22 protein-coding genes are annotated in these 24,514 nt (G+C 41.0%); 9 read left to right on the top strand and 13 right to left on the bottom strand.

What is annotated here, in order from left to right; translation table 11 throughout:
- Positions 1-78: 78 nt before the first annotated feature.
- The 5 genes from H5183_RS10870 to H5183_RS10850 all read right to left on the bottom strand — a co-directional run bounded on the left by H5183_RS10870 (position 79) and on the right by H5183_RS10850 (position 5,194).
- Positions 79-585: a hypothetical protein gene (locus tag H5183_RS10870; RefSeq protein WP_182731688.1), complete on the bottom strand. Its 507-nt coding sequence runs from the start codon at positions 583-585 to the stop codon at positions 79-81.
- A 412-nt stretch (positions 586-997) separates the two neighbouring features.
- On the bottom strand, positions 998-1,438 hold the full coding sequence (locus H5183_RS10865; RefSeq protein WP_182731687.1) for a hypothetical protein: 441 nt from the start codon (positions 1,436-1,438) through the stop codon (positions 998-1,000).
- Between the two features lie 195 nt (positions 1,439-1,633).
- Positions 1,634-3,514, bottom strand: a complete 1,881-nt coding sequence (locus tag H5183_RS10860; RefSeq protein ID WP_182731686.1) for a methyl-accepting chemotaxis protein — start codon at positions 3,512-3,514, stop codon at positions 1,634-1,636.
- 115 nt (positions 3,515-3,629) lie between these two features.
- Positions 3,630-4,658, bottom strand: a complete 1,029-nt coding sequence (locus H5183_RS10855; RefSeq protein WP_182731685.1) for an MJ1255/VC2487 family glycosyltransferase — start codon at positions 4,656-4,658, stop codon at positions 3,630-3,632.
- Entirely contained in the window at positions 4,655-5,194 is a 540-nt protein-coding gene (locus tag H5183_RS10850) for a phosphatase PAP2 family protein (protein ID WP_145238476.1), read from the bottom strand. Before H5183_RS10850 ends, H5183_RS10855 begins: the two co-directional genes overlap by 4 nt.
- Positions 5,195-5,412: 218 nt before the next feature.
- Between H5183_RS10850 and rraA the strand changes: the two genes are divergently transcribed.
- Together rraA and H5183_RS10840 are read left to right on the top strand one after the other, a co-directional pair.
- Positions 5,413-5,910 (top strand): ribonuclease E activity regulator RraA, encoded by a 498-nt coding sequence (rraA, locus tag H5183_RS10845; protein ID WP_145238473.1) that lies wholly within the window; start codon positions 5,413-5,415, stop codon positions 5,908-5,910.
- Between the two features lie 3 nt (positions 5,911-5,913).
- Positions 5,914-6,960 carry a formimidoylglutamase gene (locus H5183_RS10840; RefSeq protein ID WP_182731684.1) on the top strand — a complete coding sequence of 349 codons (1,047 nt, stop codon included), beginning with the start codon at positions 5,914-5,916 and terminating at the stop codon, positions 6,958-6,960.
- A gap of 7 nt (positions 6,961-6,967) precedes the next feature.
- Here the strand turns inward: H5183_RS10840 and H5183_RS10835 are convergent, their stop codons facing one another.
- Positions 6,968-8,623, bottom strand: a complete 1,656-nt coding sequence (locus H5183_RS10835) for a GGDEF domain-containing phosphodiesterase (protein ID WP_182731700.1) — start codon at positions 8,621-8,623, stop codon at positions 6,968-6,970.
- A 130-nt stretch (positions 8,624-8,753) separates the two neighbouring features.
- Complete coding sequence (hutI, locus tag H5183_RS10830) at positions 8,754-10,001, bottom strand: imidazolonepropionase (protein ID WP_182731683.1); 1,248 nt, start codon at positions 9,999-10,001, stop codon at positions 8,754-8,756.
- A gap of 109 nt (positions 10,002-10,110) precedes the next feature.
- Between hutI and hutC the strand changes: the two genes are divergently transcribed.
- The 3 genes from hutC to hutH all read left to right on the top strand — a co-directional run bounded on the left by hutC (position 10,111) and on the right by hutH (position 14,130).
- Positions 10,111-10,818: a histidine utilization repressor gene (gene hutC, locus H5183_RS10825; protein WP_145238461.1), complete on the top strand. Its 708-nt coding sequence runs from the start codon at positions 10,111-10,113 to the stop codon at positions 10,816-10,818.
- A gap of 103 nt (positions 10,819-10,921) precedes the next feature.
- Positions 10,922-12,595, top strand: a complete 1,674-nt coding sequence (gene hutU / locus H5183_RS10820) for a urocanate hydratase (RefSeq protein WP_145238458.1) — start codon at positions 10,922-10,924, stop codon at positions 12,593-12,595.
- Positions 12,596-12,597: 2 nt separating this feature from the next.
- Positions 12,598-14,130, top strand: a complete 1,533-nt coding sequence (hutH, locus tag H5183_RS10815) for a histidine ammonia-lyase (protein ID WP_145238455.1) — start codon at positions 12,598-12,600, stop codon at positions 14,128-14,130.
- Here the strand turns inward: hutH and H5183_RS10810 are convergent.
- Positions 14,127-14,900, bottom strand: a complete 774-nt coding sequence (locus H5183_RS10810; protein ID WP_145238452.1) for an NADP-binding protein — start codon at positions 14,898-14,900, stop codon at positions 14,127-14,129. The two genes, hutH and H5183_RS10810, sit on opposite strands and share 4 nt — an antisense overlap.
- Before the next feature lie 126 nt (positions 14,901-15,026).
- On the opposite strand from H5183_RS10810, the gene H5183_RS10805 reads away from it, so the two are divergent.
- Together H5183_RS10805 and hemN are read left to right on the top strand one after the other, a co-directional pair.
- A complete protein-coding gene (locus H5183_RS10805; protein WP_145238449.1) occupies positions 15,027-17,057 on the top strand; it encodes a methyl-accepting chemotaxis protein in 2,031 nt (676 codons plus the stop codon).
- A gap of 110 nt (positions 17,058-17,167) precedes the next feature.
- Positions 17,168-18,541 carry an oxygen-independent coproporphyrinogen III oxidase gene (hemN, locus tag H5183_RS10800; protein WP_145238446.1) on the top strand — a complete coding sequence of 458 codons (1,374 nt, stop codon included), beginning with the start codon at positions 17,168-17,170 and terminating at the stop codon, positions 18,539-18,541.
- Positions 18,542-18,602: 61 nt separating this feature from the next.
- Here the strand turns inward: hemN and H5183_RS10795 are convergent, their stop codons facing one another.
- The 3 genes from H5183_RS10795 to H5183_RS10785 all read right to left on the bottom strand — a co-directional run bounded on the left by H5183_RS10795 (position 18,603) and on the right by H5183_RS10785 (position 21,088).
- A complete protein-coding gene (locus tag H5183_RS10795) occupies positions 18,603-19,115 on the bottom strand; it encodes a DUF2489 domain-containing protein (RefSeq protein WP_220493612.1) in 513 nt (170 codons plus the stop codon).
- Positions 19,115-19,699 (bottom strand): Der GTPase-activating protein YihI, encoded by a 585-nt coding sequence (gene yihI, locus H5183_RS10790; protein ID WP_145238440.1) that lies wholly within the window; start codon positions 19,697-19,699, stop codon positions 19,115-19,117. The genes H5183_RS10795 and yihI overlap by 1 nt, the downstream gene beginning before the upstream one ends.
- Positions 19,700-20,455: 756 nt before the next feature.
- Positions 20,456-21,088, bottom strand: coding sequence for a cytochrome c (locus H5183_RS10785; RefSeq protein WP_145238437.1), 633 nt, complete (start codon positions 21,086-21,088; stop codon positions 20,456-20,458).
- 295 nt (positions 21,089-21,383) lie between these two features.
- Here H5183_RS10785 and yihA point away from each other — a divergent pair, with 295 nt between their 5' ends.
- Positions 21,384-22,046, top strand: a complete 663-nt coding sequence (gene yihA, locus H5183_RS10780; RefSeq protein ID WP_145238434.1) for a ribosome biogenesis GTP-binding protein YihA/YsxC — start codon at positions 21,384-21,386, stop codon at positions 22,044-22,046.
- Here the strand turns inward: yihA and H5183_RS10775 are convergent, their stop codons facing one another.
- Together H5183_RS10775 and H5183_RS10770 are read right to left on the bottom strand one after the other, a co-directional pair.
- Positions 22,047-22,568: a DUF1285 domain-containing protein gene (locus tag H5183_RS10775; protein WP_145238431.1), complete on the bottom strand. Its 522-nt coding sequence runs from the start codon at positions 22,566-22,568 to the stop codon at positions 22,047-22,049. It lies immediately after the preceding gene.
- The gene (locus H5183_RS10770) at positions 22,568-23,155 is read right to left on the bottom strand and encodes a YceI family protein (RefSeq protein WP_145238428.1); all 588 of its coding nucleotides are present in this window, start codon (positions 23,153-23,155) and stop codon (positions 22,568-22,570) included. Before H5183_RS10770 ends, H5183_RS10775 begins: the two co-directional genes overlap by 1 nt.
- Positions 23,156-23,592: 437 nt before the next feature.
- Here H5183_RS10770 and H5183_RS10765 point away from each other — a divergent pair, with 437 nt between their 5' ends.
- Positions 23,593-24,513: a triacylglycerol lipase gene (locus tag H5183_RS10765; RefSeq protein ID WP_145238425.1), complete on the top strand. Its 921-nt coding sequence runs from the start codon at positions 23,593-23,595 to the stop codon at positions 24,511-24,513.
- Position 24,514 lies beyond the last annotated feature (1 nt).

The following is a 24,514-nucleotide window of genomic DNA, read 5'->3' as shown; positions in this document are numbered from 1 at the left end:
GCAGTTTTGTGCGACAATGAGCGCAGCGAATTGCACAAAATCGCGTAGTAATTTGGGTCAGGTTGATAGCTTTGTTAGCTACTGAACCTTTCGATAAAACATGTTACCGAATTTAGACTCGAAAACGTAATAAGATTTCCGATTCCCCCTGTATAGAGCAGGATATTGATCGACCAATTCGTGTTCCTGCTCCATGACTATACGGAATAACATTGGTGGTGATTCCCTATACCACTCAATTACTCCTTGAACAGTTTTAACACTTCCATCTTTGAGTTTTTCACTAAAAAGAAATCTATCATCTTTTGTTATTTCAAAAGTAAAATGTTCTTTTTGCCAGTCAGAATTTCTGCCTGGGTAAAAGCTACTATCAATCTCGTATAGTCCTACGACATGCTCTTTCGTTATTGGAAAATGAGCGTATAGAGCAAGCCCAACTAGAATGCTAGGCAACACCCAAATTACGCCAAGTTTTTTAAGGTAAATTAACTCTTTCGTTTTTACGTACTTCCATACATTTATAAGCGAAGACACACCCACGAATATGACAAAGAGAAAGAAAAACAAAAAACCAAAAAACGGCACGTACTATATTCCCTTAGGTAGCTAACAGCTTATTGAACACCATTTTGGTGGTTTATAACACACCAAAACGGCGTATATTATATACTCTGATAATTCCACCAATAATTACTTTTGTAAACAAGTAATTAAAATAGCTAAAATACAAAGCTTGTTATTTTGCATCAAAACGGCGGTTAATAATGTTATCGGACAAAATTAGGATCCTACTCAAAAAACAGGACTAAGTTTAACTTTTACCGGCGTCCGCTTTTGCTCATAAATGCCAGTTAGATGAAGTCCAAGTCTATTTATCGAAACTGTAAGATAAGATATGAGCCACTACAAATAATCATAACTTTTCTATTATTTAAAGCACTGCACTTTAGAGTAAAAAGATTGATATCGCCCTTGCCTATTTACTTTAAGTTAGCTATTACTTGCTCTCTGGTAGCCTAACTTTTTTATATGTTTTATTACACTTTGGACAAAAGATGTCTAAATCAAACTTATAATTCACACATTGAAAAAAGAATCCAAAAACCTTACTGCCAATTTTTATGAATGTGAGGATAAATGCTGTTGCAACCATTAAGTTAAACTCATACATTCCAGCCTTATCAAGAGCCCAGTCAATAACAAGCTCAACGATTAAAAGTGCAACCACTTTTTTGTGTTTTTTAATTGCGGCAAAAATTAGAACGGCAAAAGCAATAAAGCGAGCAAAACTTTGCGACTCCTCAGCTAAGAAAGCCACAATCCCAATGGGTATAGATAAACAAAGGCTGAGAAAGATAAACCCAACCATGTCTATTTTTGACATCCAAAAATGTATTTTGAAATCTTTTTTAGCCGCACACTGATTACACTTTAGCAAAGAGGCTCCAATTAACTGGTTTATCGTCGAGAAATAAAACTGAGAGTAACCTTTAACCTAAAAATAAAAATAAAAAAGTGTGAAAACAAAAAAGCCATAACTTTCAAACAACTCAGGGCTGCTTAAAACTTATGGCTTAGCGCTTAAAGCTCAGCTAACTCCTAGAGCCTAAACCCTAGAACCTAGCTTCTGTTTTTAAACCTTAAACTTATCTATCGCGGCGTAAAGTACCCTAGCTTGCTCTGATACTTCTTCGCTAGTTTGTGCATTTCTTGATGAATGAGCTGAGGCATCTTCGGCGATATCACGAATACGCACGACGTTTTTATTCACCTCAGAAGCAACTTGGCTTTGCTCGTCAATTGCGGTGGCAATATGCGTGCTCATTTCCATAATAGTTTGCACATCTTCGGTAATAGAGTTCAGTAGTTCACCCGCCTTTGTTGCTTGTGCTGCGCTTTCGCCGCCTTGTGTTCGGCATCGTTGCATTATGCTTACGACTTCTTGAGTACGCCCTTGTAAAATCGAGATAATACTCTCAATCTCTTTGGTTGACTCTTGAGTACGCTGTGCAAGTGAACGCACTTCATCAGCAACAACAGCAAAGCCTCGGCCTTGCTCTCCGGCGCGCGCAGCTTCGATTGCGGCATTGAGTGCTAGTAAATTAGTTTGTTCAGCGATACCACGAATAACATCCAATACTGAGCCAATAGTTTCACCGTCTTTTTCAAGCTGTGATACTACGGTAGAGGCATTACCCAGTGAATCGGATAATTGATTGATCTGCTTAACCGTTGCTTCAACTTCTTTGCGCCCCTGTTGAGCACTTTGATTAGTTGATTCTGCTTTTTTGGCTGCGGCCTCGGTATTATGAGAAATGTCTTGAATGGTGGCTTGCATTTCCGTCGCGGCGGTTGCAACCATATCAGCTTCATGCAACTGCTCTTGCATACCCGAGCTCGTTGCTGCGGTGCTCTCCGATAAGTGATCGGTAGCAATATTTAAAGTCGTTAAAGCTGTATTTACTTCGTAAATGAGTTTTTTGAAGTCACTTATAAGACTATTAAAATCAATTGTCATGGTGGTTACTTCATCTTTACCACTGTGTTCTATAACAAGTCTTAAATTATTATTTCGACGAATTTCATTGATGGTGTGATACACCCGTTCAATTGGGACGATAATCGAACGACTTGTAAAGTACACCAAGATCATCACCAGCAAGCTGGCAACAATAAAAATTATTATTGCGAGCATTTGCGTTTTTGCAGCAGTAGACTCAACTTGCTGCTTAGTTGCAGTTGTAATTAAAGTAACTAAATCATCACTTTGTTTAACGCTGTCTCTCATTTTACCAAGTGCACCTGAACCTAAATCCAGACCTAATGCAACTTGCTCATCAACTAACGATTTAAACTTACTTTTATAAATAGCAAGTAAACGTAACAGCTCTGACTGGTCACTTAAAGCTAAGTTTTCGTTGCGAATTTGGCGCTCAAGCTCCGATACACCGTCTTCAAAACGAGTTAAATATTTTAGGTCAAAACGCAGCATAAAATCTTTTTCAGAGCGTCTAAGCTGTAACATCAAAGTGAGTAAATGATAGTTATCTTGTTTGTCTAACAACGTTTCCATTTTATGTACTGCGTCTCGCAGTTCGCCATAAAGCGCATCTTTGGGGTGTAAGCCTATTTTCTTCTGTAATTGCACAACCTTTTGAAAATCATCATTATACTGCTTAGCAAGTACTGCAAATTGCTCTACTTGCACAGTGGCAATATCAAGCTCGGCTGATAATTGAGCCAATTTTTTAATTTTAATCTGCAACTGTTCATATTCTTGATCGAATAACTCTAAGCTGCTTTCTTGTTTATAAAACAAAAAGTCTTTTTCGTACTTGCGCATTGACAGTTCATGTATATCGAGTTTTTCAGCATACTGAATCGTTTCATTTAGTTTTAGCATAATGCGTGCCTCATAAATAATGACGCACAACATAACGACCATAGCGAGACCAACAACTAATGCATTGACTTGTAAACGACGTTTAATAGTCAAATTTTGGAGTAAACTCATTAACAACAGCCTATAAAATAAATCACTGCAAGATAGTATAGTTAAATAACTAACAATTGGCTTACATTATTATTGTTTTTTCTACAGTGTTTTAAAAAATCAGTTGATTTTAAATTTAGCCTACCGAAGACCACAAATTTTGATGTAATTCCTGTGTGTTATGCCACTGTCTTGCAGCTAACCACTCAACTAATGGCTGTGGATCACTTGGAAAATTAATCTGTTTTTGTGAGGTACTATTGAGCCAATCATCCAACGCATTGGAGTTTAAGTAATTCATTACGTGCGCGGCTTTCATTGCTAATAATGTTTGTGCATTGGCGTCTTGTTCAAACTGCCCTGACAATGGTTTCAATAACAGTTTTTTACCTAATTTTAGTGCTTCGCTAGAGAGCTCAAAACCCGCATTTGCGATCACACCACTGGCATTAGCTAAATCATTTAAAAAGCCACCACGTGAAGGGGCTCGTAGATGAATATTCGCGGTTGAACTATTTTGTGCTTGCGGGTGGTAACAATAGAATTCTTTTTCAGGAAACTCTTGTAAGTAATCAATCACACTTCGCAGTTCTTCAAAAGGTAAATATACCAAAACTTTATTGTCAACATTGACTGGATTATCATGCTGATGATGAGCAATAAAAGGAGGGATGATATTTTGCGCAAATGGTTGCCAATGCACGCCTAAATAGGTATCAGCAGGAGCATAATATTTTATGAATGAGCGGCGCAGCAAACTATGCCCAAACATTGGTACTTTGGGTGATAAAAATGCAGCTTGATGACTCATGCCTATGACTGGCACTGCTTGGCGTTTTGCTGCCCATGCGGTGATCGGTTCAAAGTCATTAAACACAAAATCATAACCCGATACATCTAACTGTTTAATATCTTTTAGTAATCTGCATATACGGCTATTTTTCACTGTTTGGTAACTATTGACTTGACCATTTTGAGTAGTAAAAGATAACCCCCGAAAGCTGCGATAATTAGTAAACTCGTCCATATCAAAGTAATTCTGCTGGGCTCGCCCTGAAAACACATAATCTACAGCAATCCCCATTTGCTTAAACGCATTCGCCATCACCCGTGCTCGGGTTATATGACCATTACCAGTTCCTTGAATGCCATAAAGTATTTTCATAAGGTAGCCACTATCAAGATTGCCAATAAACCACAGCTTCCCCCCATCAATGCACCAAGCACTACATCAACAGGAAAATGTACCCCAAGTAACACCCGCGATGCTGCGACCCCAGTTGCCCACAAAAAACATAACTCTGCGAATTGCGGGAAATACTGCGCTAAGATAACGGCCACTAAAAATGCGCCAGCACTGTGCCCTGACGGTAAACTAAATTTATCACTGGGCGTAATGTAAGCGCCTTTTACTAAACAATCACATGGCCGAATTCTGGCAAAACTATTTTTAGCCACGTAATAAATGGGTCGCTCAATTAAAAAGCCCAGCAATAGAGTCATCGCCATAAGCCGTAATTCAGCTTCACTGCTAAGCCAGCCAAAACCAACAGCGATTAATACATAAAGCCCTCCATTGCCTGTTTTTGAGAAACCTAAAGCTGAATTTTTTAACCATTTTGGGGCATTGCCATTAAATAGCATCAAAAACAAACTTTGGTCCAGTTGGACAACTTTTTTTAGCATGTTGTTCTCACTCATTACTTGCTCCTTTAATTGTGCAAACTCTGTACACAAATTCAGCTTAGGCGGTGAAAATAACAATTGAGTGACGCTTTTAAGACACTAATATTGCTTTTCCTGTTTTAGCGCAATAATTGTTTAAAAAGAGCGCAATTTACTGTTATTAAGTCGTTGTTATTGCATTTAAGAAAGGTATACTGAACATCAGCTCACGTATCTTTAGAAAGGATAGAAAAATGGATTACAGCACTTCAGATTTATGCGATCACTTTGCCGATGTGGTCGATGTGCTCGAACCTATGTTTATTAACTTTGGTGGTCGCCACAATTTTAGTGGCCGTATTAAAACCGTCAAATGTTTTGAAAATAATGAACTGATCCGCGACATACTCTCTCAAGACGGCGAAGAATGTGTATTATTAATTGATGGGGGTGGTTCAACTCGTCGCGCATTAATCGACATCGAGCTTGCTGAACTAGCTGTAGAAAATAACTGGCAAGGCATTGTGGTATACGGTGCAGTACGTCATGTTGATGAACTTGAAGAGCTTGATTTAGGTATTCAAGCAATTGCTTCAATCCCTGTTGCAGCAGACAGCACCGGGGCTGGTGAAGACGGCATTGGCGTTAACTTCGCTGGTGTATCATTCTTTGATGACGACTTTATCTATGCAGATAGCACCGGTATTGTATTATCTGGTGAAGAACTTGAACTGGAAATCGTAGAAGAATAACGAGTGTCAAACCACCTACATATCTATGATGAAGCGACTGTAAAACCTTGGTGTAGCAGTCGCGCTAATGAAAGAAAAGCATGGCAGTCAATAGCCCTACTTGACACTGGTGTTGATCCTTTACAAGCCATGCACGATGCCGCGCAATTTGGTATTAAGTATGTATTACTAGGTATTTGCGAAGATATCGGGCCACGCGCCAACTTAGGCAATGGTGGTGCCGAAGATGGCTGGCAAGCATTTCTTAAGCGCTTTTTAAATCAACCTGATAACCAATTTTTAGCGAACGAAAAAGTTTTGTTATTAGGCGAAGTCGCGATCAGCGATTTGACTCTTGCGGCGCGCGATTTATCAAACCAGAATCCTCAGCAACTAACACAATTACGCCAGTTATGCGCCCAGCTTGATCAACGTGTTGAGCAAGTGCTGAGCTTAATTTTTGCTGCAGGGTTAGAGCCAATCGTTATTGGCGGTGGCCATAATAACTGCCTTGGTATTATTCGCGCATTAAGCAAGCATAAACAGCGCCCAATAAACGCGATCAACTTTGACCCTCATGCCGATTTCCGTGACTGTGAAGGCCGCCATAGTGGTAATGGTTTTCGCTATGCATATAACGAGCAACACTTAAATAATTATCATGTTATTGGCATGCACGAGCTGAAAAACAATCAAGCAATTATTGATGCTTTAGCTGCTGCCCAATTTAGTTATGATAGCTACCAAGCGCTGCAAGTTAGGCGCGAAAAAACCTTAACTGAAGCATGCCAGCAGGCACTATATAATCTAATTGATGCACCACTTGGGGTTGAAGTGGATCTTGATAGCATTTCATTAATGCCCGTCAGTGCGTATACCAATTGTGGTTTTAGTGTTAGCGATGCCGAACACTTTGTGCATTTAGCTGCCAGTCAAGTAAACAGCCAATACTTGCATTTATGTGAAGCAGCCCCCAACCAACATCCTAGTGGTATACAGGCCGGAATGAGCGATGCAGGGCAAATAATCACAGCTCTCGTGAATGCTTATTTACAAGCCAAAGCAAACTAAAAAACGATTACGGATGCTCTATTTGCCATTGTTTTAACCAAGAGATCATGCCAACACTGCTAAGTGGATGACTATAGTAATAACCCTGCGCGGCATAGGCGTTTAAACTTTTTACAAAATTAAGCTGCTCCAGTGTTTCTACCCCTTCGCAAATTACCTTCGCATTTTGTTGGTTATGCATATCAACCATACCACTTATCAAACTACGAACATGGCTTTGATGACTGAAATCAGCTGTTAATGAAGGCGCTATTTTTACATATGCAACGGCTAAATTTGGTAACTTAGCAAGCCAAATAGGGCTATCACCAAGGCCATCCACACAGACTTTAATACCAATGCTATTGATGCGTGCGACCATTGCTTTACCTTGCTCATCTAAACTCATAAACAGATTAAGTGGACACTCGACAATTAAATCGCCAGCTTGTAGTTGATGTTCGATAAAAATGTGATCAAGGAATTCGATAAATTCTTCATTTAGCATTTCAGAGCCAAATAAATTTATACTCAAAGGCATCGTTATGCCTTCCATGCGCAGTGCCATTGCAAGCTCTGCGGCGCGTTCAATAACAAATGTGGCTAATGGATAAGCAAGCCCTGCAACACGTATATCATCAATAAATCGATTAGCCGATAAAATCCCTTGTCTGGGATGTTGCCAACGCAGTAACAACTCTAAAAATTCAATTTTTTCATCGTGATTGCAAATGATGGGTTGGAAATACAATTCAAGTTCGCTAGAAAAATCGATATTTGCTAATTCTTTCAAACGCGCTTGCTGTTCTAATTGCTCTATTCTCATTTGTTGATGGTACACCACCACTTGTTGTTTTGGGTGGCTATCTAAAGCGAGGTAAGCAAACGAAATTAAATTATCAAAGCTATTTTCTTGTTCATCGCAATCAACGAAACTGGCCCGTGCATTGACTTTAATAGTGCAATTAGCCACATTAAACGGCTTCAAGGTGGCCCCTAGTATTTGATTGATTAATTGCTCATGTAGATGTTTTTGCTGCGCTAAATTACATATAAACGCAAAATTTAGGCCACCAAGGTGAGCTAATTTTTGTTCCCCAGCTAAATTAATCACTTCTTCAATAAGCAGTAGCTGCTTAATACGGTTTGCAGACTGCGCTAATAGTAAATCCCCAAAGTCTCGGCCAATATGCTGATTAACCTGAGCAAACCCCTCCAACCGGATAACCACCAACGCAGCTCGTTGTTGATTGTTTTTACGCCAGTCGTAATAGCCTTGGCGTAACTGCTTAATATCGGGAAGATTTAATAACGGCGCAGGCTCCATAAAGTGATTTATATGCGCTGCGTCATCAGCCTCAGCAACAAGTTCTTCATCATCAAAATAGCCAGACATCGCCAGTACAATGCTCGCCAGTACAATTAAATAAAGAGGTAACTCAAGTAGTAAATGAGCCGCTAAGCACACCGTAAATACGAGTGCTGAGCAACAGCTCAAAGTGAGCATAGTCCACTTATTTTGCGAAAATGCCAGCCATAAATGCAAACCAATACTCAGTGCAAATAGTAACTCCAAAAAGTTAAAGCCGCCACTTAATACTGCCAACCCAAGTACCCCATTGCTGAGATAGCTAAAGCGCAGTAATGGCTTTTTAACCACGCACAAGGCACAGATCATCGCCATAAAAATAGCGCCGGCTAAAAAAGTAGGCGTCAATATATTGTTTAAAAAAGCGCTCCCTGCAGAATATTCAAGTCCCGTATTTGTTAATAGCGCAAGTAAAATCATTTTTTGAGTACAACATTACAACAGACTAATTTAGTCTACCCAAAATCCACAGATTTAACAGTTTATTCACGCCAAATTGATAACTTAATTGTGCTGGGTGGGATATTTGCCAATGAGCTATATCGGCACGCATGCCGACTTTTAACACTCCGCGATCAGTTAAACCCAATGCTTTTGCGGCATTACGCGTAACTCCGGCGAGAGTTTCTTCAGGAGTTAAGCGAAATAAAGTACACCCCATATTCATCATTAATTGCAAAGAACACAAGGGTGATGTACCTGGATTAAAGTCTGTCGAAATCGCTATTGGTACTTGATACTGCTTTAATAGCTCAATTGGCGGCTGTTTGGTTTCGCGTAAAAAATAAAATGCCCCGGGTAATAATACCGCTACAGTGCCTGCTGCAGCCATGGCCTTTACTCCAGCTTCATCTAAATGTTCAATATGATCAGCAGATAACCCATTAAATTCAGCGACTAATTGTGCTCCTTGCTGATTTGAAAGCTGTTCAGCATGACATTTCACTGGCAAATTATGTTTTTTTGCGGCATTAAAAACTCGGCGAGTTTGCTCATTACTAAAACCAACATTTTCGCAAAACACATCGACAGCATCGGCTAAATTTGCAGTGACCACTTGCTCAAGCATCTCATTACAAACCAGATCGATATACTCATCACTGCGACCTTTATATTCCAAAGGTAGGGCATGCGCCCCCAAAAATGTCGTTTTTACATCAATCGGGTGATTTTCACCTAACAAACGTGCCACTTCGAGGATTTTAACTTCATTTTCGCAATCAAGTCCGTAACCAGATTTGATCTCAACGGTACTCACTCCCTCGGCATAGAGGGCATTGAGACGATCCTTCGCGAGCACAAATAAAGCCTCATGATCCGCAGCTCGTGTTGCTGCTACCGTACTAGCGATCCCCCCACCTTGCGCTGCTATTTGCTCGTAACTAACACCTTGTAAACGCTGTTCAAACTCTTCAGCTCTTGAGCCGGCAAACACTAAGTGGGTATGACAATCAATTAAACCAGGTGTTAGCCACTGCCCTTTTGCTGAAAGCATCGGCGTTGCTAATACGTCGAATTTAGGTAAATCGGCTTGTTTACCCAACCACACAATGACACCTTTGCGGATAGCCAATGCTGCATTTTCGATGGCGCCATAAGGGGCTGCAATACTGCAATCCATAGTTGCGATATTGGCATCTGTGATCAATAAATCCCAGTCATTAGCCGGATCATTTGCAGTGATTGTTGTCATATTAACTCCGAAAATTATTTTTTATCAGTCTAACAAGTCATCTTGTATATACAAGGTAAATATGCCATCTTATAGTTAATAACAAATTTAAAAGACCATAATAATTCAAATGACGACACCTAAGTTCGCACAAATAAAGCAATTTATTGTTGATAATATCCGCAGCGGCGCATGGCTTGAAAACCAACGTGTGGCTTCTGAAAATGAATTAGCAGAACAATTTAGTGTTAGTCGAATGACTGCGCGCCGAGCATTAAGCGAGCTCACCGAAGCGGGTATACTGACTCGTAGTCAAGGTTTAGGCACGTTCGTTGCCAGTTTTAAATCGCAATCATCATTGCTTGAAATCAAAAATATAGCAGATGAAGTCAAGGCCCGTAACGGCAATTATAGCTGTACAGTATTAGTGCTTGAATCTATCAGCGCCGTTGCGCCAATTGCGATTGCACTGGGTGTTGAAGTAGATAGCGTGGTGTATCGCAGTGTATTAGTGCATAACGAAAACGAACAGCCACTGCAAGTTGAGGAGCGCTTTGTTAACCCTGCACTAGCAACAAGCTACCTTCAACAAGATTTTACTGCGTTAACTCCGCACGAATATTTATCGAGCGTCGCACCATTAACGGAAGCGCGCCATACGGTAGAAGCAATAATGCCTAACAGCGAAATGTGCCAATGGCTTAATTTATACCATGAAGAGCCATGCTTACAGGTGATTAGGCGTACTTGGTCATCATCTGGGATTGTTAGTTTTGCCCGTTTAGTATCACCGGGTAGTAAGTATCGCTTAGGCGGACATTTAACTTTTAAAAAGTAATATGTAATAAATAACATTAGAAAGAATATAAAAATCAAAAATGATGCGCTTCACAGCGTATTTTTTGAAACCAATAAGCTTGTATATACAACAGGAGTAATCTATGAACAACAGACTTGATGAATCTCGCGTTATCCGCGCCCCACACGGCGATAAAATCAGCGCTAAGAGCTGGCTCACCGAAGCAGCTAAGCGCATGTTAATGAATAATTTAGATCCTGAAGTAGCCGAACATCCACATGCTTTAGTTGTGTACGGTGGGATTGGTCGTGCAGCGCGTGATTGGCCTTGCTTTGATAAAATCATCGAAACTCTCGACAGACTCGAAGACGACGAAACGCTACTCGTACAATCAGGCAAACCTGTTGGGGTATTTAAAACTCACAGTAATGCACCGCGAGTATTAATTGCCAACTCAAACTTAGTACCTCACTGGGCTAATTGGGAGCATTTTAACGAGCTCGATAAACTTGGTTTGATGATGTATGGGCAAATGACTGCGGGATCATGGATCTACATTGGATCACAAGGCATAGTACAAGGTACCTACGAAACCTTTGTAGCGATGGCAAAACAACATTTTAATGGTGACGCTGCTGGAAAGTGGGTGCTAACCGGTGGCTTAGGCGGTATGGGCGGCGCGCAGCCACTTGCGGCAACCATGGCGGGATTTAGCGCACTCGTAGTTGAATGCGATGAAACGCGTATCGATTTTCGGATCAAAACCCGCTATGTGGATGTTAAAGCAACCGATTTAGATCATGCACTGGAGCTTATCAACGAGGCGTGTGGCAAAGGCGAAGCGCTGTCAGTCGGCTTACTTGGTAATGCCGCTGATGTATTTAGTGAGCTTGTTAACCGAGCTATTACTCCCGATGTAGTGACCGATCAAACCTCTGCTCACGACCCGTTGAATGGCTATTTACCGCAAGGTTGGAGCATGCAACACGCGGCTAAAATGCGTGAACAAGATCCACAAGCGGTTGTCAAAGCAGCTAAGCAATCGATGGCTGTGCAAGTCAACGCAATGTTAGCACTACAACAAGCTGGTGCTGCAACAACTGACTACGGCAATAACATTCGTCAAATGGCATTTGACGAAGGCGTAACAAATGCCTTTGATTTCCCAGGTTTTGTGCCAGCTTATATTCGTCCATTATTTTGCGAAGGAATTGGTCCATTCCGTTGGGTGGCATTATCAGGCGATCCTGAAGATATTTATAAAACCGACGCAAAAGTGAAAGAGCTTATTCCTGACGACAAACACTTACATAACTGGCTTGATATGGCTCGTGAACGTATTCAATTCCAGGGCTTACCTGCTCGTATTTGCTGGGTTGGCTTAAAAGACCGCGCTCGTTTAGCGCTGGCGTTTAATGAGATGGTCAAAAATGGTGAGCTTAAAGCACCGATTGTGATCGGCCGTGACCATTTAGACTCAGGCTCAGTTGCGAGTCCAAACCGTGAAACCGAAGCAATGAAAGACGGCTCAGATGCAGTATCAGATTGGCCATTACTTAATGCATTACTGAATACCGCAGGAGGTGCAACATGGGTGTCACTTCATCATGGTGGTGGTGTAGGTATGGGCTTTAGCCAACATTCTGGCGTAGTCATTGTTGCTGATGGCACCGACGAAGCAGCTGCGCGGGTTGGTCGCGTATTATGGAATGATCCTGCAACGGGCGTTATGCGCCACGCGGATGCAGGTTACGATATTGCAATTAATTGTGCGACCGAGCAAGGCCTCGACCTGCCAATGTTAAATAAGGAATAATCATGTTTAAACTCACCCTAACACCTGGAAAGCTCGATTTAGCAACACTGCGCCAAATTAATTTATCACCAGTGACGTTAACGCTCGCCAAAGATAGCGAGATAAAAATAGCAGCCAGTGCACAAACCGTGCAAGACGTGATTGACCAACACAGAACGGTTTATGGCATTAATACCGGTTTTGGCTTACTCGCCAATACTAAAATTGCTGAACATGAATTAGAGTTACTCCAGCGATCCATTGTACTTTCCCATGCTGCGGGCATCGGTGCTTATATGGATGACAGCACAGTACGATTGATGATGGTATTGAAAATTAATTCATTATCACGTGGCTTTTCTGGCATTCGCCTAAAAGTGATCGAATTCTTTATGCAGTTACTTGCTGCACAAGTCTATCCATGCGTGCCAAAAAAAGGCTCGGTAGGTGCATCTGGCGATTTAGCGCCACTTTCACATATGTGTTTACCACTGCTCGGCGAAGGCGAAATGCGCTATCAAGGTAAACTCATTAGCGCTGCTGACGGTCTTAAAATAGCCGGTCTTGAGCCATTAACACTGGCTGCTAAAGAAGGCTTGGCTTTGTTAAATGGCACTCAAGCCTCTACCGCATTTGCGCTTCAAGGGCTATTTCGGGCTGAGGATTTATATGCACAAAGCTGCGCGATTGGCTCAATTAGTATTGAAGCAGCAATGGGAAGTCGCTCGCCATTTGATGCACGTATTCATGAAATTCGTGGCCAACTTGGTCAAATCGATACCGCGGCAATGTTTCGCGATATGCTCGGTGAACATTCACAGATCAGCGAAGCTCATGTGGATTGTGAAAAAGTACAAGACCCGTATTGCCTACGCTGTCAGCCACAAGTACTTGGTGCGTGTTTAACGCAAATTCGCCAAGCAGCCGAAGTGTTGTTGTGTGAATCTAATGGTGTAACCGACAACCCATTAGTATTTGCTGATGTAGGCGATATTATTTCGGGAGGTAACTTCCACGCCGAGCCTGTGGCTATGGCAGCCGACAATTTAGCATTAGCGATTGCCGAAATTGGTGCACTAGCTGAGCGTCGTATTGCGTTACTCATTGATTCAAACTTATCAAAGTTGCCACCTTTCTTAGTTGAAAACGGCGGCGTTAATTCAGGCTTTATGATTGCACAAGTAACCGCAGCAGCATTAGCGTCTGAAAATAAATCATTGGCGCACCCTGCTTCTGTGGATAGCTTACCAACTTCAGCTAACCAAGAAGACCATGTTTCTATGGCAACTTTTGCAGCACGTCGTCTGCAAGAAATGGCTGATAACACGCAAGGCGTACTGGCAATTGAATGGTTGGCATCTGCGCAAGGGTTAGAATTTAGAAAGCCATTGCAGGCATCAGCCAAAGTTGAACAAGCTAAAGCAACACTGCGCACAAAAGTGAGCTACTACGATAAAGACCGTTATTTTGGCCCAGATATCGAAGCAGCTAATTTATTATTACAGCAAGGTGAGTTGTGTAATTTATTACCTAAAGGCGTATTACCGTCGTTTTAAATAGCAAACTGATAGTTAAAACCAAGTGATTCAATAGCCGAACCATCAATGATGCGTTCGGCGCTTTCGTCACTCGTAAATGTAGGAGGGGTTGTTCCGTATTGCTGGCATTTTTGCTGATAGTAATCTGCTTTGGTTGGATGAGCTGGATTGACTACATTGTAAATTGGCGCTGCAACTTGCCAATTCTCCAACACAGTAACAATCGCATTAATAACATCTTGTTGCTGCACCATATTAACGGTTTGGTTGCTCGAACTTTGTAGTTCTTTGCCTGCCACAAAACGCCCAGGCTCTCGCTCTGGCCCAATTAAACCACCGAGTCTAAGTACTTTTCCACCCGCATTTAATACCAGTTGCTCAGCATCAATTAATGGCTGTTGGCGTGCAGTGCTTACTTTAATCTCACTTTGCTCTGTATAGGTTAGATTATCTTGAGCATACACAGCCGTTGATGAACACAACAAAAAGCCTTTTGCATTCATGGTGCCTGCCAGTTCAATGGCTAATTTTAACGTGGCTAAATAATGGCTATCAGCGTGGCGACTACGTGGTGGTATAGCACACACCCACCACGCATTATGTAAATCTAGTTGATGAGCTAATTGCTGATCTGCAAATACTAACTGGCGCTGAAAAGCATGTTGATGCTCAGCGCTGCGATGAGTGCCTTGAACATCCCAACCTTTTGCGAGCTGTTGTAAGCACAATGGCTGACCCAACCAACCTGCGCCCAATACTATTAATTGGTCTTTATTTTTACCCGCCACGTAACATCACCCTTACAATTAAATAGAAATTTGTTCACTTCTCTCATCGCACACAATAGCGATTAAGATAAAGATATGATTAGATAAGAGTGCTTACTCTACTAAATAATAAGAATGTGTGCACTTATGTTACGAAATCTATCATTACGAAAAAAAATCCTGTTATTAATTGGTGGCACTATCAGTGTGCTGTTACTTATTGCCTCGGCTTACTTTGTGAACCATATCGCCGCCTTGTCTCGTCAAAGTATTGAACGTGAAGCATACAGCTACTTACAAAGCGAACAGCTGTCAATGCAGAGCTATTTTGCTCAATATGGCAAAGTTGTAGAAACTTTTGTGAATAATCCTCATCTCGTTAACTGGTTTGACGCATGGGATAAACGCGACCAAACACTCCAAGGCGCGCCAGGCTACGAAGAAGTAAATCAAGACTTTATACGCATTAGTGGCAATGATGAAAATATTCTCTCGGCATTTTTTGCCTCCGCCAAAACCGGTGAATATTTTAAAGAGCATGAACGTACTACCCACTATAATGGCCAGCCGTATTACGCTTATAAACGTGGTTGGTGGCAAGATGCATTAAAAATTAACCGTTTATATGTCGGGCCCATTTCAGTTGATTTAACCACAGGTAATGCCTCTGCGGTTGTGCAACAGCCTGTTTATAATAAGCAACGCGAACTAATTGGTTTTGGTGGCGTCGATTTACAACTGAATAAAATCAATAAAATGGTCGAAGATATTCGTTTTAACGGTCAAGGTTTTGGCTTTTTACTCGATGGCGACCAAAAAGTGGTGCATTTATCAAAACGTACCAACCATAAACTTTCAATCACCGATGAAGGTCCTAACGGTAAAGAGGGGTTAGAAGTACTTGAAAAACAATTTAGCGACACGCAAGGCTTCAGTTCGCTCAACCAGCAAATGAAAAATAACGTCGCTGGTGATGCCAAGGTAACCTTACAAGGACAAGAGTACTTTGTGGTTTATAACCGCTTACAATTAGAGCATCCTTATCTAAACTGGTACGTGGGTATTTTAGTGCCACGCACTATGATTGATGAGCCAGTAAATGACGCGGTCATGACCACCACCAGCTCGGTCATTATTATTTTATTAATCATCATGGCAATGATTTTGTGGGCTACAAAAATGATCTCACAGCCGATCATCACCTTGACCCATATCATGCGCGATATTGCTTCTGGGGATGGCGATTTAACCCAAAAAATTACTATTGATAGCAAAGATGAAGTTGGCCAGTTAGCTCATCATATGAATACCTTTATTGATAAGTTGCACGTTATGATGCTTAATACCGCAGCACAGGCTGAACAACTTACCGATGCGGCGGCACAATTAAAATCGGTTTCGCAACAAACTAATGACGAAATTCAACAAGAAAAACAGCAGGTTGATAGTGTTAGCGCTGCAGTAACCGAAATGGCGACCACGGTTATGGAGATCTCGCGTAATGCACAACACACCAACAATGCAGCTGAGGAAGTCCAACAGATCACCGCAGATGGCGCCACTCGCTCGCAAAATGCACAAAGCGTGATGACCGCCTTAGCTGACCATATTGGCGAAGCTGCTAAAGTGGTCGCAGGCCTAGAGCAAGAAAGTGGTAACATCGGCGCCGTAGTTGATGTGATCAATTCCATTGCAGAGCAAACCAATTTGCTGGCGCTGAACGCTGCAATTGAAGCCGCCCGTGCTGGTGAGCAAGGCCGTGGCTTTGCGGTCGTAGCCGATGAAGTTCGCTCGTTGGCCAGTCGCACACAAGAGTCAACTGATGATATTCGCAACATGATCTCACGCTTACAGCAAATTGCACAGCAAGCTTCAACTATGATGCAACAAGGACAAGAGCGCGCGCAAAGCTCGGTTACGCAAACTCAAGAAGTACTAGATGCATTGCAAAACATTGCTGACTCAGTGACTAAAGTACAAGATCAAAGTCATCACATTGCCACCTCAACCGAGCAACAAACGGTGGTTGCCGAAGATATAAATAATAGTTTAGCGGCAATTAATCACTTAGTGAACAGCACTGCAGATCATGCCCTTGAGCTTGCTGATGAAGCCAGGGACCTTAACGAGCTTGCCAGCTTACTAAATAAAACCGTTAATCAGTTTAAGCTTAAGTAAGCCAATATTGATAAGCAAAAGAGTGCTCCGGCACTCTTTTTTGTTGTAGATCAATATTCCCTCGACGCATCCTTTTTATACTAACGAAAATGATATAAAAGGTGCGCGTGATGATTAATTTACCCAAATGGGATCAAAGCTTAATAAATAAGTACAATGTGTCTGGACCAAGATACACCTCCTACCCCACAGCATTGTCGTTTAATGATGGCTATCAACAACAAGACTTGATCAGTGCAATTAACTCATCAAACAGTCGCAGCTTATCTTTATATATCCACATTCCGTTTTGCAGTCAGCTTTGCTATTACTGTGGCTGTAATAAAGTAATAACCCGCCATCAATCAAAAGCTGACTTATACCTAGATTATCTTGAAAAAGAAATCATCGCTCAAGCGCTGCTATTTGATAGCTATCAAGTACAGCAACTGCATTTAGGCGGTGGCACGCCCACTTTTTTAACAACCAGCCAAATGAGCCGTTTAATCGCGCTACTTGAGCTGCACTTTAAGTTTGCTCCCGATGCGGAGCGTGGCATTGAAATAGACCCTCGCTCACTGGCAACTGACATGCTCAGCCACTTGCGTAGCCTTGGCTTTAACCGTGTATCATTTGGCATTCAAGACTTTAATGATGATGTACAGCTTGCCGTTAACCGTCCACAAAGTGCTGATGCAGTAAAAAGTTTGATTGGTGAAGCGCGTGAACTCGGCTTCAAATCAATCAATGCAGATATGATTTATGGCTTACCACTGCAAACCCCTGAGAGCTTTAAAGAGACTATTGAGCAATTAATTGCCCTTAGTCCTGATCGTGTATCGGTATTTAATTACGCGCACTTACCGGATCGCTTTGCCGCTCAGCGAAAAATTAAGGATGCAGATTTACCTAGCGCTCACGATAAGCTCACCATGTTTAAGAATACCTTAGAACAAATGAGTAACGCAGGTTATCAGTTTATTGGTATGGATCACTTTGCAAAAACCAGTAATGAGTTAGCTATTGCACAAAATAGTCAGCAATTACATCGTAATTTTCAAGGCTACACCACTCATGGTGACTGTGATTTACTGGGTTTAGGGGTGTCATCAATTTCACAAATTGGCACTGCTATTTTGCAAAATCAAAAAGAGTTAAAGCATTACTATCACGCGATTGATAATCAGCTTGGCAGTGCAATCAGCAAAGGTATGAAACTTGATAATGATGACGTTATTCGCGCTGATGTGATAAAACAGCTTATTTGCCACTTTGAACTGAATATGCAAAGTATTGCTAATAGCTATCAACTCGACTTTAAAGATTACTTTGCCAGCTCACTGCAAGCTCTTGAGCCGCTAATAGCAGATGGCATGGTAACTATCAATGCAGACTTAATAACCGTCACAGCACGCGGCAATTTGTTTATTCGTATCATTTGTATGTGTTTTGATGCTCATTTACAAAAACAGATTAACGCGACTCGGTTCTCTCGGGTAATTTAATCTGAGTGCACAAGCATAAAAAAAGCAGACCGAGGTCTGCTTTTTTATTGATACTATAAAATTAGTTAAACACGACGTTTTCGCTACCAGGGGCTGCTTTAAACTCTTCAATGATTTTCTCACAGTCAGCTTTAATTTGCTCTGCATGAGTTTCTTCAGCACGCCAGCGAGCGCTGTCTTGTTTAAATATTTCTTTTTTCGAATATTTTTTACGAGCGTCATGAGTTGGCATTTCTTTTACCACTTCATACATCGCAAATATGCCTGGATAACGCCCTGGAAGGTCTTCGTCATCCGTAAAGCTGTATTGCGACATTAGCACCCAAATACGCAAACTCCCTTCTGAGAACTCACATTGCTCTTGGTGCATAGCACGGGCGATTAAATGAATGCTGTCTGCGAGCTTGGCATTTCGCTCTAAGCGTGACTTAGCTAACTTAGCTTGCTGCTTTACCTGCTCTTTCGCGATCAGTTTTTTTTGCGCACTGAGTTTATACAGTAATTGGCCAGCATAAAATGCCAGCCCCGCAATGATCACAGCGCCAACACTCAGAGCCAAGATCATTATGTTCATTATTTATCGTCCTCGTCATCTAACCATTCATTGGCTAAATCATTCGACAAGTAATGATCAAAGTCACTATTAGCTTCTTCGCTAAACTCTTCATCATCAAAATCGTCAGCTTCGTCTTCAATACCAAGCAATTCACATAACACTTGATGACGTGCAATACGGCTGTTGAAGTATTTAGCATCTTTACCTGTTAATAACTGGCCACTTTCATGTAACTCAACCAGCTTCAATAAGCGCTCATCATTTTCTAGCGCTTCTAATTCTTGCTCTGGTGAAAGTTCAGGCTGAACTACTTTTTTCAGTTCAACTTGTGGCTTCAAGTTACGTTTAAGCTCAATAACTGGTTCAGCTGCAACGGCAATTAAAGGGATTGGTTTTTTACTACCAACACGTTTATCTTTATGTTGCTGATTACTATTACTCTCAGGCTGTAAAGCGTCTATCGAATTACGTGAACCTGGCTTTGCACCTTTGGTCTTTTTAACGCGTTGTTCTTTCAATGCACGCATTTCTTTAAGCTTATCTTTGCTTAAACGAACAGGACCGTTAGACGGGATTTTACGTGACTTTTTAGTTCTACTCATATCTTGATCATCTCACTTAAGAGGTTTTGAGCAACGCGCATTTTAGCGTTGCGATGCTGGCCTTGCCAGAAGAATTCGGTTTGTGCGGATTGAGGTTGGGTAACTCGACTACTTGCGCACTTTCTATACATTTAAGTATAAACAATGGCTATTGTAACAGGACAAATAAAAAGGCGGTAGAGAAAACATCTCTACCGCCTGCTAATCTGAGCGCCATTTAACTGGACACTTCTCCCTTCGACTTTTTAGTCTTTATTATTGTTATTATTTTTGTTGTTCCATGTTGTTATTATTTTTACCTTCCGTGTAACATTCCATTTTGTTTTTATTTTAAACTTCCGTGAGATTTTATTATTCTCGGTCTTCATTGACTCTTTTTTAATATTCCTTCGGTGACATCAACCGATGTCTTATCCCCGATAATCACGTCACACTACTTTCCGTGTAGTTTAGTCCATTTTGTTCTTATTGTTTCAGCGACAGGGGTTAATTTACGCATTAATAATTTTGTTACAACTAATTTATATAATTTTTCTTACGCAATACAAATTGCAACATAACCAAAACATTAAATTACAATGAGTTATAATAAAAACAAAAATAAAAATAGGATTTGGCTTACAGCAGGATATGGTCAATGTCTTACAAGGAAAGAGGTAATATCGACAAAACAAAAAATACAAAAAAAGCAGCCTGAGCTGCTTTTTGTAACCACTATAGATTTTAGGATTAATAATAAAATTAATCTATACTACTTTAGTGTAGTCCACCTAAGTACTTAGAAAGCACTTCGATATCTTTGTCAGTTAGCTTTTTGGCAATATCTTGCATCATGCCATTTAAATCATTATGACGCACACCATCACGGAATTTCTCAAGCTGTGACTTGATGTATTCTGGATGTTGAAAAGAAATTTTTGGAAACTTAGCTAATGATGAGCCATTACCACGTGGACCATGACATGCTGCGCATGCTGGAATACCACGTTCTGCGTCACCTGCTTTATAAAGCATGGCGCCAACGTCAACGATATCTTTAGGTGTCTCACCTTCAGACATGTTAAGTGACGAAAAATAAGCAGCCAAATCTTTCATGTCTTGATCGTTCAATGGCATTGCCATCGCGCTCATGACTGGATCCATACGACCCTCTTTACCACCTGAAGTCATACCTAACTTCAATTCAGTAAGTTGCTTATAAATATAATCCGCGTGTTGGCCTGCAAGTTTTGGGTAGATATTAACCGGCGCATTACCGTCTGGGCCGTGACAAGCCGCACACGTTGCTGATTTTTCTTTACCTGCGTTTACATCGCCATCAAATGCTGTTGCGTTGCTTGCTGACAACGCACCAAGCAATATAGTTAAAGATAGTGCTATTTTTTTCATGGTGAATTCTCTGTTTCCGACCCTGTATCATCTACAATATGGATGTTGTGATTTATATATTCTACACGATAATAAATTCTCTGGCACGTTTTCTACTCATATTAAACTTATAAATTATAGGGTTTTGACCTAGATTAAGCTTTGACCATATCATTTTAGTTGATTTTAGGCTGTTATCTTAGTCCAAATGCGCTTTTTAATAGTGTAGTAATAGTATAAAATGCGCCCCTTAAGTGAACTTTAATTAAGTAAAGTTTACTCGCTGTAATACTTAATTAAGTTTCTAGGAGAGCCTGTGCTCAAATCTCGTATCAAATATAACACTGCATCGTTCGTTACCAGCGCTCCAGATATCACTAAATTGCCTGCTGATACGGGAATTGAAGTTGCCTTTGCTGGCCGCTCCAACGCCGGTAAGTCTAGCGCCCTAAATGCATTAACTGACCAAAAGCTGGCACGTACTAGTAAAACCCCTGGCCGTACGCAACTGATCAACACATTTGAATTAGCCGATGTTGATGATATGCGTCTAATCGATTTACCTGGCTATGGTTTTGCTAAGGTACCGATCGAAATGAAAAAGAAATGGCAAAAGTCATTAGGTGAATACCTGCAAAAACGTCAAAGTTTAAAAGGTATCGTGATCTTAATGGATATTCGTCATCCTCTTAAAGATTTAGACCGCGATTTAATTAATTGGGCAATTGGTAGTGAAATTCCAGTATTGGCACTATTAACTAAAGCCGACAAACTAAAGCAAGGTGCACGTAAAGCACAGGTGCTGCAAGTTCGTCGCGAGTTAAGCAGCTTAGAGGGTGATATTACCGTTCACGCGTTTTCATCTTTAAAAGGCACAGGATTACCTGAAGTTGCTAAGAAATTAGATGAATGGTTCCTAGGGCCAATTGTTGCAATACCACCTACTGATGTTGAACAAACGCCTGAATCAGATGCTTAATCACACGTTTAAGTAAAAACGCTGACCCGCAGATTGAATGAAATAGCCTTGCTTATCAGCTTGTGCTATTTCTGCCCACTGATAAAACACACTTCTTGATACCCGAGCACTACAGCCATACGGTAACTGTAAATACGGCACATCATTGCCCTGATAATCTTGTACTACTAAAGGTTGTTCGCAGGTTACTAGCCAAGTTCGCTGTAAATTATCCACACAACATAACACTTGCCCTTGCTCTGTCATTTCAAAGCGCCAATTTACGATTATAAAGGGAGCATCATGGACAGTAATAGCTATTTTTTCGATTGGTGTTTTTAAGTAAAAAGTATCCTGCTCTTTGCAAAGAACTGAGGCAAACAGCTTAACCATAGCGATACGAGTAATTTTACTGCCACCGTATAACCACTCACCTTGCTGATTGATGATAATTGGCAGCTCGCCACAATGCTGCGGCTGCCATTGAGAAAATGGCTTGCTTGGCTGCTCAAGTGCAGTGGCAAGCTCATTCAAAGAGTGCATTATTTAAGCTTGTTCATCGTTAATGAAAAACTAACAGGTACTGCCGTTGCTATCGATGGTAAACCTGCTAACTTTTGCAATTGCATAATGCCATCAATGACAGCAAAGTCTGCGCCATTTATGATAATTGGGCTCATTGATGAAACGCTGATATCCCCTTGCGATGACAAGTTGGCTATAACATCCAGTGTAATCTCTTTCTTAGCACCATGAAAATCAAGTTCAGCACTAATACCTTTAAATACATGTTGGCCAGGCTTAAGCGCTTTTAATTGCGTGCTTAAATTAGCTGTTATGGTTGCGGTTGGAAACTTCGCTGTTTCAAATAACAACTTGGTCATGCGTTCATTACGGATAGGGATCATCGTTTCAACTGAGCTCAGATCAATATCAACTGAGAAAGAGCCATCTTCAGCTAAACTACCTGACACATTTTTGAAGTGATGCACTTCAGCAATACTATTTGACTTAATAGACACAAAACTTACTTTGCTTTGATCATTGTTAACCTGCCAATCAGCACAGGCAACACCAGAGACTAATAGGCTTGATAACGAAAGACCTAATATCGCAATTGATTTAACCATCACGCATTCCTTTCAAAATGAAAATGAGATTCAATGGTATCACTTGTTCTATGAAGTGCAATCAATAGCATAATAAATAACAGAGACAAAAAAACGACCCAACAAATTAATGCTGGGTCGGTATAGCAAACTGGGGAGAAGCTATCAATACGAGCACTCTTTCGAGTGCATCATCAACAGGATGTCCTACAGGATGAGGACGACGCGGACTTTACCAAACTAACCATGATAAATAAACTAAATACAGGTACTAACTAGTCGAATTGATAAACATATAACTAATACTACAAATTGCATGTTAATTTAACTTAATATTAACATTGAATTTCAGCTCAAAATTTGCTCTATTAACTAATTAGAATAAAAACTCCACACACTTTGTCTGTAAACAGCAGTTCAAAGCGTGATCAAACACACACAATAAAAGAGCACTGATCATGAAAAAAATAACCACTCTATACTTATGCTGCCTGCTATTTATCTTCAGTAATAGCGCTAATGCAGGCTATACCCAAACTAAATACCCAATTGTATTAGCACATGGCTTGATGGGTTTTGACGATGTATTAGGTGTCGATTATTTTTATCGGGTACCAGCAAGCCTCAGTCGTGATGGCGCACAGGTTTTCGTCACGGCCGTATCCTCGCTGAATAATTCTGAACAACGAGGCGAGCAGTTACTACAGCAAGTTGAACAGATTATTGCACTAACTGGTACAACAAAAGTAAATCTCATTGGTCATAGTCAAGGTGCGCAAAGTATTCGCTATGTTGCCTCACTACGCCCCGACTTAGTTGCCTCAGCGACCAGTGTTGGCGGTGTTAATTTTGGTAGCCCTGTTGCTGATGTGGTGCGCCAAGGACTGACTCCTGGATCTAAGCTAGAAGGTATAGCTAAAACAGCCTTTGATGCATTTGGCGGGTTAATCGCATTACTCTCTGGCAATAGTCAGTTACCACAAGATGCGCTTGGTGCACTGGAGAGCTTAACCACTGAGGGCGCCCTGGCCTTTAATCAAAAATATCCAGAAGGCCTACCTGCTGAGCAATGCCAGCAAGGACCTATGTATGCCAGTAATGGCGTATATTACTTTTCTTGGAGTGGTACTCGAACTTTAACAAATATATTTGACCCATCAGATGCAGCACTGGCGATCACTGCAATACTGATCCCAGGCGATGACGATGGCTTAGTCTCTCGTTGTAGTAGCCATTTAGGTTATGTATTAAAAGATAATTACCGCATGAATCACCTTGATGAAGTGAATCAACTGATTGGCTTTCATCATTTATTTGCAACCGATCCACTGACAGTCTACCGTCAACATGCTAATCGCTTGAAAAAATTAGGCTTATAAA

Source organism: Pseudoalteromonas sp. SR44-8 (assembly GCF_014163635.1).
Taxonomy (GTDB): domain Bacteria; phylum Pseudomonadota; class Gammaproteobacteria; order Enterobacterales; family Alteromonadaceae; genus Pseudoalteromonas; species Pseudoalteromonas rhizosphaerae.
The sequence above is the reverse complement of the archived record's forward strand: the minus strand, read 5'-3'. Positions and strand labels throughout refer to the sequence as shown.

What these genes read in the sequence shown, in the direction of transcription:
- H5183_RS10860 (WP_182731686.1), bottom strand. Translation starts at nt 3,514, where the DNA reads ATGAGTTTACTCCAAAATTTGACTATTAAACGTCGTTTACAAGTCAAT.
- H5183_RS10855 (WP_182731685.1), bottom strand. Translation starts at nt 4,658, where the DNA reads ATGAAAATACTTTATGGCATTCAAGGAACTGGTAATGGTCATATAACC.
- H5183_RS10850 (WP_145238476.1), bottom strand. Translation starts at nt 5,194, where the DNA reads ATGAGTGAGAACAACATGCTAAAAAAAGTTGTCCAACTGGACCAAAGT.
- rraA (WP_145238473.1), top strand. Translation starts at nt 5,413, where the DNA reads ATGGATTACAGCACTTCAGATTTATGCGATCACTTTGCCGATGTGGTC.
- H5183_RS10835 (WP_182731700.1), bottom strand. Translation starts at nt 8,623, where the DNA reads ATGGCGATGATCTGTGCCTTGTGCGTGGTTAAAAAGCCATTACTGCGC.
- hutI (WP_182731683.1), bottom strand. Translation starts at nt 10,001, where the DNA reads ATGACAACAATCACTGCAAATGATCCGGCTAATGACTGGGATTTATTG.
- hutC (WP_145238461.1), top strand. Translation starts at nt 10,111, where the DNA reads ATGACGACACCTAAGTTCGCACAAATAAAGCAATTTATTGTTGATAAT.
- hutU (WP_145238458.1), top strand. Translation starts at nt 10,922, where the DNA reads ATGAACAACAGACTTGATGAATCTCGCGTTATCCGCGCCCCACACGGC.
- hutH (WP_145238455.1), top strand. Translation starts at nt 12,598, where the DNA reads ATGTTTAAACTCACCCTAACACCTGGAAAGCTCGATTTAGCAACACTG.
- H5183_RS10805 (WP_145238449.1), top strand. Translation starts at nt 15,027, where the DNA reads ATGTTACGAAATCTATCATTACGAAAAAAAATCCTGTTATTAATTGGT.
- hemN (WP_145238446.1), top strand. Translation starts at nt 17,168, where the DNA reads ATGATTAATTTACCCAAATGGGATCAAAGCTTAATAAATAAGTACAAT.
- H5183_RS10795 (WP_220493612.1), bottom strand. Translation starts at nt 19,115, where the DNA reads ATGAACATAATGATCTTGGCTCTGAGTGTTGGCGCTGTGATCATTGCG.
- yihI (WP_145238440.1), bottom strand. Translation starts at nt 19,699, where the DNA reads ATGAGTAGAACTAAAAAGTCACGTAAAATCCCGTCTAACGGTCCTGTT.
- H5183_RS10785 (WP_145238437.1), bottom strand. Translation starts at nt 21,088, where the DNA reads ATGAAAAAAATAGCACTATCTTTAACTATATTGCTTGGTGCGTTGTCA.
- H5183_RS10775 (WP_145238431.1), bottom strand. Translation starts at nt 22,568, where the DNA reads ATGCACTCTTTGAATGAGCTTGCCACTGCACTTGAGCAGCCAAGCAAG.
- H5183_RS10770 (WP_145238428.1), bottom strand. Translation starts at nt 23,155, where the DNA reads ATGGTTAAATCAATTGCGATATTAGGTCTTTCGTTATCAAGCCTATTA.
- H5183_RS10765 (WP_145238425.1), top strand. Translation starts at nt 23,593, where the DNA reads ATGAAAAAAATAACCACTCTATACTTATGCTGCCTGCTATTTATCTTC.